16 protein-coding genes, 1 tRNA gene and 1 pseudogene are annotated in these 14,411 nt (G+C 69.5%); 10 read left to right on the top strand and 8 right to left on the bottom strand.

Features of this window, described 5'->3' with window-relative positions; all coding sequences use genetic code 11:
- Both RB628_RS33135 and RB628_RS33140 read left to right on the top strand, forming a co-directional pair.
- Positions 1-374, top strand: a pseudogene (locus RB628_RS33135) (RNA helicase); the annotation flags it as partial.
- A 231-nt stretch (positions 375-605) separates the two neighbouring features.
- Positions 606-2,141 (top strand): amino acid permease, encoded by a 1,536-nt coding sequence (locus tag RB628_RS33140; protein WP_318324319.1) that lies wholly within the window; start codon positions 606-608, stop codon positions 2,139-2,141.
- Positions 2,142-2,220: 79 nt separating this feature from the next.
- Here the strand turns inward: RB628_RS33140 and RB628_RS33145 are convergent, their stop codons facing one another.
- Positions 2,221-2,796 (bottom strand): hypothetical protein, encoded by a 576-nt coding sequence (locus tag RB628_RS33145; protein WP_318324320.1) that lies wholly within the window; start codon positions 2,794-2,796, stop codon positions 2,221-2,223.
- 363 nt (positions 2,797-3,159) lie between these two features.
- Here RB628_RS33145 and RB628_RS33150 point away from each other — a divergent pair.
- From RB628_RS33150 to RB628_RS33170, 5 genes are all read left to right on the top strand, one after another.
- Positions 3,160-3,232: transfer RNA gene (locus RB628_RS33150), tRNA-Lys, on the top strand.
- A gap of 435 nt (positions 3,233-3,667) precedes the next feature.
- Positions 3,668-3,871, top strand: coding sequence for a cold-shock protein (locus tag RB628_RS33155; protein ID WP_318324321.1), 204 nt, complete (start codon positions 3,668-3,670; stop codon positions 3,869-3,871).
- A 303-nt stretch (positions 3,872-4,174) separates the two neighbouring features.
- Positions 4,175-5,689 carry a DEAD/DEAH box helicase gene (locus tag RB628_RS33160; protein ID WP_318324322.1) on the top strand — a complete coding sequence of 505 codons (1,515 nt, stop codon included), beginning with the start codon at positions 4,175-4,177 and terminating at the stop codon, positions 5,687-5,689.
- Positions 5,690-5,735: 46 nt separating this feature from the next.
- Positions 5,736-6,140, top strand: coding sequence for a CBS domain-containing protein (locus RB628_RS33165; RefSeq protein ID WP_318324323.1), 405 nt, complete (start codon positions 5,736-5,738; stop codon positions 6,138-6,140).
- 65 nt (positions 6,141-6,205) lie between these two features.
- Positions 6,206-6,517, top strand: a complete 312-nt coding sequence (locus tag RB628_RS33170) for an SCO5918 family protein (protein WP_318324324.1) — start codon at positions 6,206-6,208, stop codon at positions 6,515-6,517.
- A 116-nt stretch (positions 6,518-6,633) separates the two neighbouring features.
- Here the strand turns inward: RB628_RS33170 and RB628_RS33175 are convergent, their stop codons facing one another.
- On the bottom strand, positions 6,634-6,993 hold the full coding sequence (locus tag RB628_RS33175; protein ID WP_318324325.1) for a hypothetical protein: 360 nt from the start codon (positions 6,991-6,993) through the stop codon (positions 6,634-6,636).
- A 685-nt stretch (positions 6,994-7,678) separates the two neighbouring features.
- On the opposite strand from RB628_RS33175, the gene RB628_RS33180 reads away from it, so the two are divergent.
- Positions 7,679-8,017 (top strand): helix-turn-helix domain-containing protein, encoded by a 339-nt coding sequence (locus RB628_RS33180; RefSeq protein WP_318324326.1) that lies wholly within the window; start codon positions 7,679-7,681, stop codon positions 8,015-8,017.
- 102 nt (positions 8,018-8,119) lie between these two features.
- A complete protein-coding gene (locus RB628_RS33185) occupies positions 8,120-8,980 on the top strand; it encodes a GNAT family N-acetyltransferase (protein ID WP_318324327.1) in 861 nt (286 codons plus the stop codon).
- 148 nt (positions 8,981-9,128) lie between these two features.
- On the opposite strand, the gene RB628_RS33190 is transcribed toward RB628_RS33185, so the two are convergent.
- From RB628_RS33190 to RB628_RS33215, 6 genes are all read right to left on the bottom strand, one after another.
- Complete coding sequence (locus RB628_RS33190) at positions 9,129-9,395, bottom strand: DUF4235 domain-containing protein (RefSeq protein ID WP_318324328.1); 267 nt, start codon at positions 9,393-9,395, stop codon at positions 9,129-9,131.
- Positions 9,392-9,862, bottom strand: a complete 471-nt coding sequence (locus RB628_RS33195) for a DUF3618 domain-containing protein (protein WP_318324329.1) — start codon at positions 9,860-9,862, stop codon at positions 9,392-9,394. Before RB628_RS33195 ends, RB628_RS33190 begins: the two co-directional genes overlap by 4 nt.
- Positions 9,859-10,278: a phage holin family protein gene (locus RB628_RS33200; protein ID WP_318324330.1), complete on the bottom strand. Its 420-nt coding sequence runs from the start codon at positions 10,276-10,278 to the stop codon at positions 9,859-9,861. The genes RB628_RS33195 and RB628_RS33200 overlap by 4 nt, the downstream gene beginning before the upstream one ends.
- Before the next feature lie 156 nt (positions 10,279-10,434).
- The gene (locus RB628_RS33205; protein WP_318324331.1) at positions 10,435-11,514 is read right to left on the bottom strand and encodes a YihY/virulence factor BrkB family protein; all 1,080 of its coding nucleotides are present in this window, start codon (positions 11,512-11,514) and stop codon (positions 10,435-10,437) included.
- 177 nt (positions 11,515-11,691) lie between these two features.
- Complete coding sequence (locus RB628_RS33210; RefSeq protein ID WP_318324332.1) at positions 11,692-12,360, bottom strand: GTP cyclohydrolase II; 669 nt, start codon at positions 12,358-12,360, stop codon at positions 11,692-11,694.
- Between the two features lie 126 nt (positions 12,361-12,486).
- The gene (locus RB628_RS33215; RefSeq protein WP_318324333.1) at positions 12,487-13,020 is read right to left on the bottom strand and encodes a MarR family winged helix-turn-helix transcriptional regulator; all 534 of its coding nucleotides are present in this window, start codon (positions 13,018-13,020) and stop codon (positions 12,487-12,489) included.
- A 145-nt stretch (positions 13,021-13,165) separates the two neighbouring features.
- Here RB628_RS33215 and RB628_RS33220 point away from each other — a divergent pair, with 145 nt between their 5' ends.
- Positions 13,166-14,305 (top strand): dihydrofolate reductase family protein, encoded by a 1,140-nt coding sequence (locus RB628_RS33220; protein WP_318324334.1) that lies wholly within the window; start codon positions 13,166-13,168, stop codon positions 14,303-14,305.
- Positions 14,306-14,411 lie beyond the last annotated feature (106 nt).

The raw sequence follows: 14,411 nt of genomic DNA on the forward strand, positions 1-14,411 counted from the left end.
TCCGCCGGGACGACCGTCGTGACGGTGGCGACCGTGGCGGCCGTTCCTTCGAGCGTCGCGACGAGCGCCCCGCCGGTGGTGGCTTCCGCCGCGACGACCGCCCCTCGGGTGGCTTCAACCGTGACGGCGACCGTGGTGGCTTCCGCCGCGACGACCGCCCGGCCACCGGCCACCGTGGCAGCGACCGCCCCTTCAACCGCGACCGCCAGGGCGACCGTCCCACGGGCGGTGGCTTCCGCTCGGGGAGCCACGACCGCCCGTACGGCCGCCGCGACGACCACCGGGGCACGGGTTCGGGCTCCGGCACCGGCTCCGGCACCGGTTCCTCCTTCGGGCGGCGCGACGAGAAGCCGCGCTGGAAGCGCAACGGCTGATCGCCGGTCGATCGCCGGTCGATCGCTGGTCGTTCACGAGTGATCGCTGACTGATTCCCGAAGGGCCCGTACGACTCCGGTCGTACGGGCCCTTCGGCGTCTCCGAAACGCCTTCGGCCTCCCAGGGGCCCGCTTGTAGCCTCCCGTTGCCCCTGGTTCTGGCCACGGGTGGACGGTTTTCGGTCGGCCTGTGACGCATGTCATGCCCTCGGCACGGGAATTGCTGGGGGCATGACAGATGACGTCAGAGTGAGTGGGCTGTCGGACGAGGAACGGCTTGCCCAGCTCGGTTACACCCAGGTCCTCGCCCGCCGTATGTCGGCGTTCTCCAACTACGCGGTGTCCTTCACGATCATCTCGGTCCTGTCGGGCTGCATGACCCTGTACCTGTTCGGCATGAACACGGGCGGCCCGGCCGTGATCATGTGGGGCTGGGTGGCCGTAGGGCTCATGACCCTCTTCGTCGGCCTGGCGATGGCCGAGATCTGCTCGGCCTACCCGACCTCCGCCGGCCTGTACTTCTGGGCACACCGGCTCGCTCCCCCTCGTACCGCCGCGGCCTGGGCCTGGTTCACGGGGTGGTTCAACGTGCTCGGGCAGGTCGCGGTGACCGCCGGTATCGACTTCGGGGCGGCTTCCTTCCTGGGTGCCTACCTCAACCTCCAGTTCGGCTTCGAGGTCACCCCGGGCCGCACGATCCTGCTCTTCGCGGGCATCCTCGTCCTGCACGGGCTCCTCAACACCTTCGGCGTACGCATCGTGGGTCTGCTGAACAGCGTCAGCGTGTGGTGGCACGTGGTGGGTGTGGCCGTCATCGTCGGGGCGCTGACCTTCGTACCGGACGAACACCAGTCCGCCTCCTTCGTGTTCACCGAGTTCGTGAACAACACGGGGTGGGGGAGCGGTGTCTACGTGGTCGCCCTCGGCCTGCTGATGGCCCAGTACACCTTCACCGGCTACGACGCCTCCGCACACATGACCGAGGAGACCCGCGACGCGTCCACGGCGGGCCCGAAGGGCATCGTCCAGTCCATCTGGACCTCGTGGATAGCGGGCTTCGTCCTGCTCCTGGGCTTCACCTTCGCCATTCAGTCGTACGAGGGTGCCCTGGGGTCCCCGACCGGCGTACCGCCCGCACAGATCCTGCTCGACGCGGTGGGCGCGACCGCAGGCAAGATGCTCCTGCTCGTCGTCATCGGCGCCCAGCTGTTCTGCGGTATGGCGTCGGTCACGGCCAACTCCCGCATGATCTACGCCTTCTCCCGCGACGGCGCCCTCCCCTACTCCCACGTCTGGCACACGGTCAGCCCACGCACCCGTACGCCCGTCGCGGCGGTCTGGCTGGCGGCGCTCGGTGCACTGGTCCTGGGCCTGCCGTACCTGATCAACGTGACGGCGTACGCGGCCGTGACGTCGATCGCCGTGATCGGCCTCTACATCGCGTACGTCATCCCGACGCTGCTGCGGCTGCGCAAGGGCGAGGCGTTCGAGCGCGGGCCGTGGCATCTGGGCCGGTGGTCGAGGGTGATCGGGGTGGTGTCGGTGGTCTGGGTCGGCGTGATCACGGTGCTGTTCATGCTGCCCCAGGTCTCGCCGGTCACTTGGGAGACCTTCAACTACGCCCCGATCGCCGTACTTGTGGTGCTGGGGTTCGCGGCGCTGTGGTGGACCGTTTCGGCGCGGCACTGGTTCCTCAACCCCGAGCACGAGCGGACCCGGGCCCGGGAAGCTGCTCGGAAGGGAGCACCCGAACCGGTTGATCCGTAACGAGGGCGGCTATTTCCCACCCGGGCTGTCGTCCCGGTCGCCGAGTGACTCGGCCGTGTCTCCGATACCGTTCCTGGGTTTATTGGCCGGTGTTGGTCATTTCGGGCATTCCGAACAGCGTGAGTTGCTGGTCGTGGATGCTGGGCCCCCGAACGGTGGTGGGGCCGTGGGGCGGGTGCTTTCCGGGTGGGCGCGCTCGCGTCTGACGCACCACGAGGGTGCCGCGCGAGGTCCGTGCCGGAGCTGTCCGCTCCGTACGGCCTGGGGTGTGGTGACTCGGCGCTGCGGGGGCGGTGGTCCCGGTGCGATCCGCTGGTCGCACGGCCGCTGCCTCAGCACGCCGGGTGGCGGTGGTGGCAGGGGTTTGGCGGGGTCCGTCTTCCCTGCGCCGGGCCGTACAGCTGCCGTCGGCGGGGTCGATGGTGATCGTGTAGTTCCCGAACGGCGCGCCCGCCTCGCCGTCCGCGGTGAGGAACATCCGCCGCGCCGACCAGTCGTTGCCCCACCCCTCCAACTGGTCCTGCCAGTCGGCTGCGGTCAGCGGCTTCGGCGCGGCAGCGGCGTCGTAGAGGTGGTGGCGGGCGTTGAGCAGTCGGCGTCCGCCCCGGGTGATGCGCACCCGGCCGCTGTCCCGCTCCCGCACCGGATGCGGCATCCGGAGGGCGGGGCGACCGCGAACGCAGTGGCCAACTCCCGGTACGGGCACGGCTCCCGCCCCTTCGCACCCCGCGCCCGCTTGCCCATCCCCTTGCACCCCCGCCCACCTGTGGTGATCTCGACGGGCTGAAGCTAACTCCCGCCCCCACACTCCGGAAGGCACATGACACCGATTGGCGAACAACTGATCCCCTCTGCGCGGCAAGGGCAGAAGCTGATCACCGACCGGATCATTCACTACCGCCCACACCACCCTGACCTGTCCGAAACGACCGATGTTGGACTACATGTCCGGGAACTGTTTCCACCCCGATCGGAGTCGTGGCCGGGTCCGGCTATGCTCGGGGGAGCAACATCGCGGGGACCCTTAGCTCAATTGGCAGAGCAGTGGACTTTTAATCCATTGGTTGTGGGTTCGAGTCCCACAGGGTCTACGGATGAGAGGGAGGGCAAACCCCTTCTGGCCTGCACAGCAGCGCTCGGGTCGACTTCGGTCGGGTCGGGCGCTGCGGCGTTTGCGGGTGTCCGTCGCAGCCTGCCGGCGTCCCCGCTGCCGACTGCAGGTCCGTGCGGTCCGGGCGGTGGCAGGCAGAGCCCTCGCAGCGCAGCCCTCCGCTGGGCACGCTCCAATATCTGTGGCCGCGAGCTCAGATATTAATGGAACGCACGGGCAGGTTATTTGCCGTAATGAATAGGGGGGAGATTTCTGAGCGCACCCAGGCTGATGCGGTGTGCTACTGTCGATCTAAGTTGCAGTCGTGGTTCCCGAAATCTTAGATTACCGGTTTTTCCGGGTGGGGCAATCATCGCGGCGACACGGAGCCCGTGCTGTGCGGGTTCCGTATACACTGCCCCCAAGGGAGAATGACATGCCTGCTGGCACCGTAAAGTGGTTCAACGCGGAAAAGGGCTTCGGCTTCATCGAGCAGGATGGTGGCGGCCCTGACGTGTTCGCCCACTACTCGAACATTTCCGCCCAGGGCTTCCGCGAGCTGCTCGAAGGTCAGAAGGTCACCTTCGACATCGCGCAGGGCCAGAAGGGCCCGACGGCCGAGAACATCGTTCTTGCCTGACGCTGACGCGTAGTGCAGCTGGGGCCCGCATCCCTCGGGGTGCGGGCCCCAGCTGCATGCGTTTTCCGCAGTGGTCACACCTGTGAGAAGACGACTCCAGAAGACGACTCGGAGGAATCCGCGAGCGTAGTACACGCTCCGGATATCGCCTCACAACGAGTCACCCATTTCAGAACCTGTGCCCGTATTAATTTACTGTCGGCCAGATTCGCTTTCGCATTCCATCGGCCCATTCTTGCAATTCCCGCGCCGCTCGTTGCTGCGGAAATTCCTAGATGTGTGCCGCATCGAGGAAGGTTCCGCATGAACCGCACACGTACGAACGACCGCTCCGCCCGCACCCGCAACGGCAGTGCCGCTTCCGGAAGGGGCGGCGCCCGATTCGGCTCGTCGACCACGAGCCGTTCTGGCGCGCCGAGCCGGTCCGGTGCGCCGAGCCGATCCGGCGGTTACGGCCGCCGGTCCGCCGCGGTCCAGGGGGAGTTCGCCCTCCCCGAAACGATCACCCCGGCGCTTCCCGCCGTGGAGGGCTTCGCCGATCTCGACATGCCCAAGGAGCTGCTGACCGCGCTCGGCTCGCAGGGCGTGACCGTGCCCTTCCCGATCCAGGCCGCGACCCTGCCGAACTCCCTCGCCGGCCGGGACGTACTGGGTCGCGGGCGCACCGGCTCCGGCAAGACCCTCGCCTTCGGGCTGGCGCTGCTGGCCCGCACGGTCGGGCAGCGCGCCGAGGCCCGGCAGCCGCTGGGGCTGGTCCTCGTACCGACGCGGGAGTTGGCGCAGCAGGTCACCGACGCGCTGACCCCGTACGCCCGTTCCGTGAAGCTGCGGCTGGCCACGGTGGTGGGCGGGATGCCGATCGGCAGGCAGGCGAGCGCCCTGCGCGGCGGCGCCGAGATCGTCGTCGCCACCCCCGGACGCCTCAAGGACCTCATCGACCGTGGCGACTGCCGGCTGAACCAGGTCGGCATCACCGTCCTCGACGAGGCCGACCAGATGGCCGACATGGGATTCATGCCGCAGGTCACCGCCCTGCTCGACCAGGTCCGCCCCGAGGGTCAGCGCATGCTGTTCTCCGCCACCCTGGACCGTAACGTCGACCTGCTCGTACGGCGCTACCTCACCGACCCCGTCGTGCACTCCGTCGACCCGTCGGCCGGCGCGGTCACGACGATGGAGCACCACGTGCTGCAGGTCCACGGCGCCGACAAGCACTCGGCCACCGTCGAGATCGCGGCCCGCGACGGCCGCGTGATCATGTTCCTCGACACCAAGCACGCCGTCGACCGCCTCACCGAGCAGCTCCTGAACAGCGGGGTACGGGCTGCCGCGCTCCACGGCGGGAAGTCGCAGCCGCAGCGCACCCGCACGCTGTCGCAGTTCAAGACCGGGCACGTCAACGTGCTGGTGGCGACCAACGTCGCGGCCCGCGGCATCCACGTCGACAACCTGGACCTCGTCGTCAACGTCGACCCGCCGACGGACCACAAGGACTACCTCCACCGCGGCGGCAGGACCGCCCGCGCCGGTGAGTCCGGCAGCGTCGTCACCCTGGTGACCCCGAACCAGCGCCGGGAGATGACCCGCCTCATGGCAGCCGCCAACATCGTCCCGCAGACCACCCGGGTCCGCGCCGGCGAAGAGGCTCTGCACCGCATCACCGGTGCCCAGGCACCCTCGGGCATCCCGGTCGTCATCACCGCACCGGTGGTCGAGCGACCCAAGAAGCGCGGCGCCTCCTCGCGCGGCCGGCGCCGCCCCGCTTCCGCGGCCCGCCGCGCGCCCGCACGGCAGTCCCCCCTGGGTGCGGCGGCATAGAACCTTCTTGATCAGGAAGCCGACCCATCTCCGCAGGAGGCACTCTTTGACGCTGGTCCAGATGCAACCCCGCCCGGCAGGCGCCGACCCCGTGCACAGCGCGGTGGCCGACGCCATGGACGCGGCCGGACCCCAGGTCTGGCACGACATGACGGTCGAGGTGGCGCTGTCCGTCACGGCCGCCGCCCGTACGGGGCATCTGGTCGTATGCGACGAGGACGGCCAGTACGTCGGCCGGGTCACCCGCGCCCGGCTCGCCGCCGTCCGGGACAGCCGCGGCTACACGGACCGGATCCGCCTGAGTGACATCACCGACGCCACCGGGCTCCTCGCCACATCGCTGCCCACGGGAACCGAAACCGAGGAGCCGGTGATCTACGGGCGGCTCGGGCGGCTGTCCGTGGCCGGCGAACACGGCGGCGCCCCGGGTGTACTCGTCCTCTCAAGCTGAACCGCTTCACCGTGGTCGGCCCGGCTCTGCGGCTCACCGTCTCCCCCTTCTCCCTGTGAGGCATCATGCGTTGTGTCATCGCTCGATTCCCGTTCGACCTGACCAAGAGCGGCGTGCTGGAGTCGATGAAGGGCATCAAGCCCCAGCCGGTCACCGGTGAGTCCGTGATCATCGGACGACGTCGCTACCCCGTCAAGCAGGTCGGCCAGGTCGTCACCCGTCAGGACCCCCGCGATTTCAGCGCGGGCGAAGTCGTGCGGGCCATGGCCAGGCTCGGCTTCACCTGCGGCACCCTTCCCCAGGTCACTACCCCCGCAGGTGCCGTCAGCCCGTTCCAGCGGGCTTCCATGCTGCTCGGCAGCACCACGCCTGTCTGACCGACCGGACCGGCGTGAGCCGAACAGCAGTGAGGGCCTGACCGGCGCGCGCCGGTCAGGCCCTCACTGCGTGCCGTGCCGTTTCCGGCGCGGCGTCGGGTCGGTAGGCGGCTGGGTCAGTGGTCGGAGTAGCTGAAGTCGCCCACGGTCCAGGCGCTGACGTCCTCGATCGCGATGCGGTACATCCCGCCTGTCTCCGGGATCCCCACCGTGCCCTGCAGGATCCGGGCGACATGGAAGTGCAGATGTGTGGGCGGCCCGTCCTTCTTGGCGGAGGTTTCGAAGACGGCGGAGAACTCGCCCAGCTGGGCGGAGTCCGTCAGCACCTCCGACACCCTCTGCCTCCACACGGCTTCGGGAGCCAGGCGACCGGTGATGACAGCACCACCGGTGACCACGGTCAGGGACATCTGGTTGCTCCGCCCGGACTCCACAAGGGCGGCGATGTCAACGATCAGCTCGTCAGGCTTCGGCATGGGACCGGATTCTATGCACCGGCCCGCCCGTCCCGTGCTGTGGACTGCCCTCAACGTGCGCAGACCGGCCTCAAAGGGATACCTCATCGCCGAGCCCACTAAAATCTATGCTCGCTGAGGTAGACATTGGGCACTCGGATCATTATTGTTTCTCTCGTAGCCGAGATTGAGTGAGCCCGGCAGACACGAACTGCCGGGCAGCAGTACACGCAGGACGGTGCGGTGGTGGAGTTTCGAAGCCATGGATGTCGCAGGACGGCGACGGGACTGACGACCGGACCGGGTGGGCCCGCAGTGATCAGGGGCCGCCGTGAGCAGGACCGCCGCTGACGCGGTGGCAGTAGTTCGCAGGACAGCAGTGCGTAGTACCAGTAGTTCGCAGTACCCGCAGTTCGTAGTTTGCGTTCTTGAGTTACTGGTTCAGAGGGAAGAACGGAGGAGTCGAGCGCCATCAGGATCGCCCGGGCGGAAGGACTGAGCCCGGGTACCGCAGGACATCGATAGGTAGGTGGTCTCCGGTCGTACATCCGCGATCCCCGCACCCCCGTCGGCGTAGTATCGGGCGGCCGTGCGGAAACAGAAGGCCGGTGCAGCAGTAGGGCCGGCAGATGGTGTTTGCAGTTCCTTCGGGGCCTTGGTGCCGTACGGCACCAAGGCCCCTCGACGCGTTCCACAGAGAGGTGAGATGACGGCAGACGACTCGCTGGGCCGTCTTGACGACGACGACTACCCCGCCTACACGATGGGCCGGGCCGCGGAGATGCTCGGTACCACTCCCGGTTTCCTCCGGGCCCTCGGCGAAGCGCGACTGATCACACCGCTGCGCTCCGAGGGCGGACACCGCCGCTACTCCCGCTATCAACTGCGCATCGCGGCCCGCGCGCGTGAGCTCGTCGACAAGGGCACCCCGATCGAGGCCGCCTGCCGGATCATCATCCTTGAGGACCAGCTCGAAGAGGCCCAGCGCATCAACGCCGAATACCGTCGTGCCGACGGATCGTCCGATCCATCGGCCGCGACCTGAGGTGAGCGTCCCGCCGGAACCGGCGGGCCATCACCCACGGGCGCAACTCGGTGTCGGGGCAATCGCGTTGCGGGCAGCCGCGTAGATCGGAAAGCATGAGGCATGCCCTCGGACGACTGGTACCTCACCGAAGACGTCCACGACTTTCTCGCCCGAGCCGGAGAGTTCCTGCGCTCACGGCCCGCTGCGCACACCACGGCTCTGACGACGCTCGAGAAACTGCGCATGGGCGGAGCGGGCGCGGACGCCGCTCAGGCCCCCGTCTTCGGCCGACTGGAGCGATCGGGTGAGGTCAGCGCCGTCTTCTACCGCCTCACCCCGCAGAGTCGCCTGAGCCTCACCCCGCTCACCCCCGAACAGGCCGAAGCCCTCGCCGCACACCTGGCAGCCCTCGGGCACCGCCTGCCAGGCGTCAGCGCGGTAGGCGGCACCGCCACTGCTTTCGCCGACGCCTGGCAGCGGCACACGGGCGCGACACCGGCATTCCGTACCGCGATCAACCTGTACCGCCTCGGCACGCTCACCCCACCGCAGCCGGTCCCGGCGGGCCGGGGGCGACCCGTGGGCGCGGGGGAGCATGAGCACCTCATGCAGTGGTGCCGTGACCTCGCGAAGGACCTCGGGGAAGATGTCACCGTCAACGCCGACACCTGGGCCGACACACGCTTCGGCGAGAAGCGGTACACCTACTGGGAGACCCCGGACGGCACCCCGGTCTCCATGGCGGGCGTGAACCCCATGGTCGCCGGCCAGGTCCGCGTGGACCCGGTCTACACCCCGGCCGACCGGCGCGGCCGCGGCTACGCGGGCGCAGTGACGGTCGAGGTCAGCCGGGCCGCACTCGCCGCGGGTGCCACGGACGTCGTCCTGTACGCGGACCCGGCCAACCCCACCAGCAACGCCCTCTACCAGCGCATCGGCTACCGCCTGCTCACCGACTGGGGCGTGTACGACTTCACGTGAGCGAACCGGCACGCCACCGGACGACTTCGCCAAGGGACCCGGCCCGCTGCCGGGCGGTGCCCACGGAGCCCCTTCCGACCCGTGCTGGAGCCACCGTCTCCCCGTCCCCACCTGTTCCCCGACGGGTTGGGCGCCGGCCGACGGAGCGTCAGCCGGGCCAGGTGCCCGTCAGGCGCCGGATGGCGGTGGCGCCGCCGCGGTCGACGGCGGCCTTGACGCCGGCGAAGATCGCGCCCTGCACGACGGCTGCCCCGAGCACTTCGCGCCAGCTGCGGAACTCGTCCGTGGAGTCAGGGGCCTCGTCCTCGTGCGCGAGCCGTTTCCAGGCCTGCTTGAACACCGCGCCGGCCAGGACACCGCCGAGGATGCCCATCGCCATGCCGACGGGCTTGTAGGCGACCTTCGAGGCTTTCATCGGTGCCTCCTCGACCGGCGGACGAGCAGCAACAGCGCGACGATCGCGCCGGCGGCGAGCAGCGGGGCGCGATTGGCGCGCGCCGCCCGCATGCCCTGGCCGGCCTTTTCGCGTACCGGTTCCGGGGCCTTGTCCCGGGCCAGTTCCGCGACGTGCACGGCCTTGTCGCGAACCTGTCCGGTGGCAGCCGCGGCCTTGGCGCGCACCGGCTCTGGGGTCCTGTCCTGCACCGCGTGGGCCGCGTGCGTGGCCTTGTCCCGAAGCTGGTCCCTGACCTGTGTGGTCTTCTCGGTGACCTGATGCCTGACGGCCGTGGTCTTCTCCTGGGCGCGGGCCTTGACATCGGTCTTCGCCGCGAGCGCCTCGACGGTCTCGCCGAGCTCCTCCCGGGTCGCCGCCACCCGCCTACGCAGTTCCTCGGGGGACGGTGTCGTCTCGTTGCCCGGCTGCGTGTTGTCATGGGTCATCGGTGTGCACTCTCCTTGATCGCGGCTACATCGGCCTTGACGCTGTCCACTGTTCGCTCGGGCGTCGGCGGGGAAGCCTTGCTGAACTGCTTCTTGCCGAGCGCTGCCATCAGCGCGGTGACCGCGGCCAGGACGCCGGTGACGATCAGCGCCGCCGCCCACACGTCCATGACGAGCGACAGCGCGGCGATCACGGTGGCCGCCAGTGCCTGCAGGGTGAGCATGCCCACCACGCCGGCGCCGCCGAAAAGGCCGCCACCCTTGCCGAACCGCTTGCCCTTCTCCGTCATCTCCGCCTGGGCCAGCCGCATCTCGTCGCGGACCAGCTGTGACAACTGCTGCGAGGCACGCTGAACCAGGTCACCCACCGGTTCCTGAGTTCCGTTGCCCGTTCGGTGGGAGCCCTGTGCTGTCATGGGTGCTCACCTGTCCTTCGTCGGCGTTTGCGGCAGACCGGCCAGCATTTGTTCGTGCCCGTACGACCCCGGCCTGCCCGTTGTCGGATCGTCGCGCTGTGCAAGTACCCCCGCATCCACGCGTCACCCCGCCGGATCACAACCCGCTGCACCGGCTCAGGATCCGAGGCGACGGCGGTCCTCCTCGTCCCACTTCCGCGTGTCCCGCGGCTGTACGTAGGGCTCCTCGTGGGGCGGGTGACCGCCCGCGACGGCGCGCTGGCGGGCCAGTTCCGCGTCGCACTCCAGGCCCAGGAGGATGGCCAGGTTCGTGATCCACAGCCACACCAGGAAGATGATCACGCCGGCGAACGTGCCGTACGTCTTGTTGTACGAGGCGAAGTTCGCCAGATACACCGCGAAGCCGGCCGACGCGGCCATCCAGATCACCAGCGCCAGGAAACTGCCCGGCGTGATCCAGCGGAACCCGCGGACCTTCGCGTTCGGCGTCGCCCAGTACAGGATCGCGATCATGATCGTGACCAGTACGACCAGCACCGGCCACTTCGCGATCGACCAGACCGTGAGCGCCGTGTCGCCGATCCCCAGCGTGGCGCCGGCCTGCCGGGCCAGACCGCCGGTGAACACGACGATCACCGCACTGGCCACGGCCAGGACCATCAGGACCACCGTCAGGCCGACGCGGACGGGCAGTACCTTCCACACCGGGCGGCCCTCAGGCATGTCGTAGACCGCGTTGGCGCTCCTGATGAACGCGGCGACGTAGCCGGAGGCCGACCACACCGCGAGCACCAGGCCCACGATCGCCAGGATCGAGCCGATCCCGGCGGTGCCCTGCATCTGCTGCACCGCGTTGCGCAGGACATCCCGCACCGCGCCCGGGGTCAGGTCCTGGATGTTGTCCAGCACCCGCTGCGACGTCGACCGCCCCATGATCCCGAGCAGGGAGACCAGCACCAGCAGTGCGGGGAACAGCGCCAGGATCCCGTAGTAGGTCAGCGCCGCGGCCCGGTCGGTCAGCTCGTCCTTCTTGAACTCCTTCGCGGTGCCTTTCAGCACCGCCCACCAGGAGCTTCTGGGCAGGTCGGTCGGCTTGTCGGGCGCCCGCTGCTCCACCCGCTCGTCCGGGCCGGCCTCAGGTGCCCGCGTGGCCTCGGCCGTCCGGTCGGTCCGGTCGGCCGTGCCGTCTCCGTCGTGTTTGTCGTGGCGTTCATGCCGTTTCAGAATCCGTAGCATTCCGCACGAGTATCCGGTCGGGCGGCATTCCAACCGCCGGAGTCGACGGGCGCCGCTCCGCGGTACACGGCACCTGACCGGTCAGGAAACTCCGTAAACGTTCAACAGGTCACCATCTCGTGGCAGCCGTGGCAGCCGTGGCAGCCGTGGCAGCCGTGGCAGCCGTGGTGGACGCCGTCAGCCCACGCTCAGCTCCGTGAGGCCACTGTGCCCGCCGACGCCGCCCAACTCGCCCAGCGGCAGCGTGTGCTGGGTCTGCAGGACCTTCGCGCGGAGGTAGCGGACGTTCGCCGGCGTGCTGAACACGCCCGTGGGAACGCGGTCGTGGACGTCCATGCCCAGCGCGCGCAGCTGGTTCGCCTTGTCCGGGTTGTTGGAGAGGAGGTCCACCGAATCGATGCCCAGGGCCTGGAGCATCTGGGCCGCCGCCGTGTAGTCGCGGGCGTCCTCCGGAAGGCCCAGCGCGGCGTTCGCGGCGTAGGTGTCGAGGCCCTCGTCCTGGAGTGCGTACGCGTCGAGCTTGTTGTAGAGGCCGATGCCCCGGCCCTCCTGGCGGAGGTAGAGCAGGACGCCGCCGCGCTCGGCGATGCGCTCGACGGCCTCGCGCAGCTGCGGACCGCAGTCGCAGCGGGCCGAGCCGAAGGCGTCGCCCGTGAGGCACTCGGAGTGCAGCCGGACCAGCGGGGTGGCGCCGGGCGCCGGTTCGCCGATGACCATCGCCACGTGCTCCTGGCCGTCGGTCAGGCCGTGGAAGGTGACCAGTTCGGTGTCGACGCTGTAGCCGTCGTGGAAGCGCAGCGGCACGCGGACGCGGGAGCGCGGTGTGGCGGCGGGGAAGTCGGGCATGCGGGTCTCCCGGGTGGGTCTGGTCGATCCTCAGATCTGATCTGCTTCAGTTTTGAAGCAGATTCTGACTCGAATGGTGACCCTACCTCATGCTTAAAAGTTAAAGCAATGACTTCGCGGGGCGGCTCATGCCCCCGCGTCGCCCGCGCCGCACGACGGAGACGACCGGCGCAGCCAGGGCAGACCCTCCGGCGCCGACTCGGCCCCGTCCCCCTGGAGCGCCCGCCCGATCTGTGTACCGATCTCCTCCAGCTGGCCCACCTGCTCCGGGGTGAGATGGTCGAAGAGGAGCGCGCGGACCGTGGCCACATGGCCGGGGGCGGTGCGCTCCAGTACGGTCATGCCCTCGTCGGTCAGTACGGCGACGGTGCCCCGCTTGTCCCACCGGCAGGCCTCGCGCCGTACGTGACCGTCCTTCTCCAGCCGTGCCACCGCGTACGTCAGCCGACTGCGCGTGATCTTCAGCTTCTCGGCGAGATCGGTCATCCGCAGCCGCCGCTCGGGCGTCTCGGAGAGGTACGCCAGGATCGTGTAGTAGAGGTGCGGCATCCCGGCGTCCTGCTGGAGCTGCCGGTCGAGCGCGTCCTCCAGGAGCAGGGAGGCCGCGATGTACGCGCGCCACGCGCGCTGCTCCTCGGGGGTGAGCCAGCGGGTCGTCATGCGACCAGTGTAGGTTGTTTAAAACTTGAACCAAGACCCCGACTCGAGACCCCGACTCGAGACCCCGACTCGAGACCCCGACTCGAGACCCGGACTCAAGACCCAAGTACCGCAAGTCCCGCAAGCGCCGGAAGAGAGTGCGCCCATGCCCCTCCCCTACGTCCTGTTGTCCGCCGCCGTCTCCCTCGACGGCCACCTGGACGACACCGGCCCTGAACGGCTGCTGCTCTCCAGCCCCGCCGACTTCGACCGGGTCGACGAGGTACGGGCGTCCAGTGACGCGATCCTCATCGGCGCCGGCACCATCCGCGCCGACAATCCGCGCCTCCTGGTCAACTCGCCCGAGCGGCGGGCCGCGCGGCTGGCGGCCGGAAAGCCGGAGTACCCGCTCAAGGTGACGGTGAGCGGATCGGGGGAGCTGGACCCGGCCGCCAACTTCTGGCACACGGGCGGTGAGAAGGCCGTCTACACGACGGACAAGGGCGCCGAACAGGCCCGGCGGGCGAATCTCGGTGCGGACGTCGACGTCGTCGCCCTGGGCCCCGGCCCGCTCGACTGGCGGGCACTGCTCGAACACCTGAACGGCGTACGAGGTGTGCGGCGCCTCATGGTCGAGGGCGGCGGCACCGTCCACACCCAGCTCCTCCAGCAGGGCCTCGCCGACGAACTCCAGCTCGTCCTCGCGCCCCTCTTCGTCGGCGCCCCCGACGCTCCCCGCCTCTTCGGCCCCGGCGTCTACCAGGGCGGCCGGCTCCGGCTCGTGGAGACGCGCAGGATCGAGGACGTCGTCCTCATGCGGTACGAGCCCACCGCCCCCGGCACCGGCCCGCTCGCCTCCGCCGCCGACCGGCACTGGCTGGCACTGGCGTGTGAACTGGCGGAGCGGTGTCCGCCGTCGCGCACGGCGTTCAGCGTGGGGGCGGTGGTGGTGGCCGCCGACGGTACGGAGCTGGCGCGCGGGTACTCCAGGGAGGGCGGCGACCCGGTCGTGCACGCGGAGGAGGCGGCGCTCGCCAAGCTAGGCCCGGCGGACCCCCGGCTCCCGGCGGCCACCGTCTACAGCAGCCTGGAACCCTGCGCCCGCCGCGCATCCCGCCCGGCGCCCTGCGCCCGGCTGATCCTCGACGCGGGCGTCCGCCGGGTGGTGACCGCCTGGCGCGAGCCGGACACCTTCGTGGTGGCGGCGGACGGGAACGGGCTGCTCACGGAGGCGGGCGTCGAGGTCGTCGTACTCCCCGAGTACGAGGAGCGCGCCCAGGCTCCCAACGCCCACCTGCCGGGCTGACGATCAAACGTGGTGCTCAGGGTCCCGCGGATGGCGTATAGTTGAGTTCAACGACGCGGGGTGGAGCAGCTCGGTAGCTCGCTGGGCTCATAACCCAGAGGTCGCA

Source organism: Streptomyces sp. ADMS (assembly GCF_033441795.1).
GTDB lineage: Bacteria > Actinomycetota > Actinomycetes > Streptomycetales > Streptomycetaceae > Streptomyces.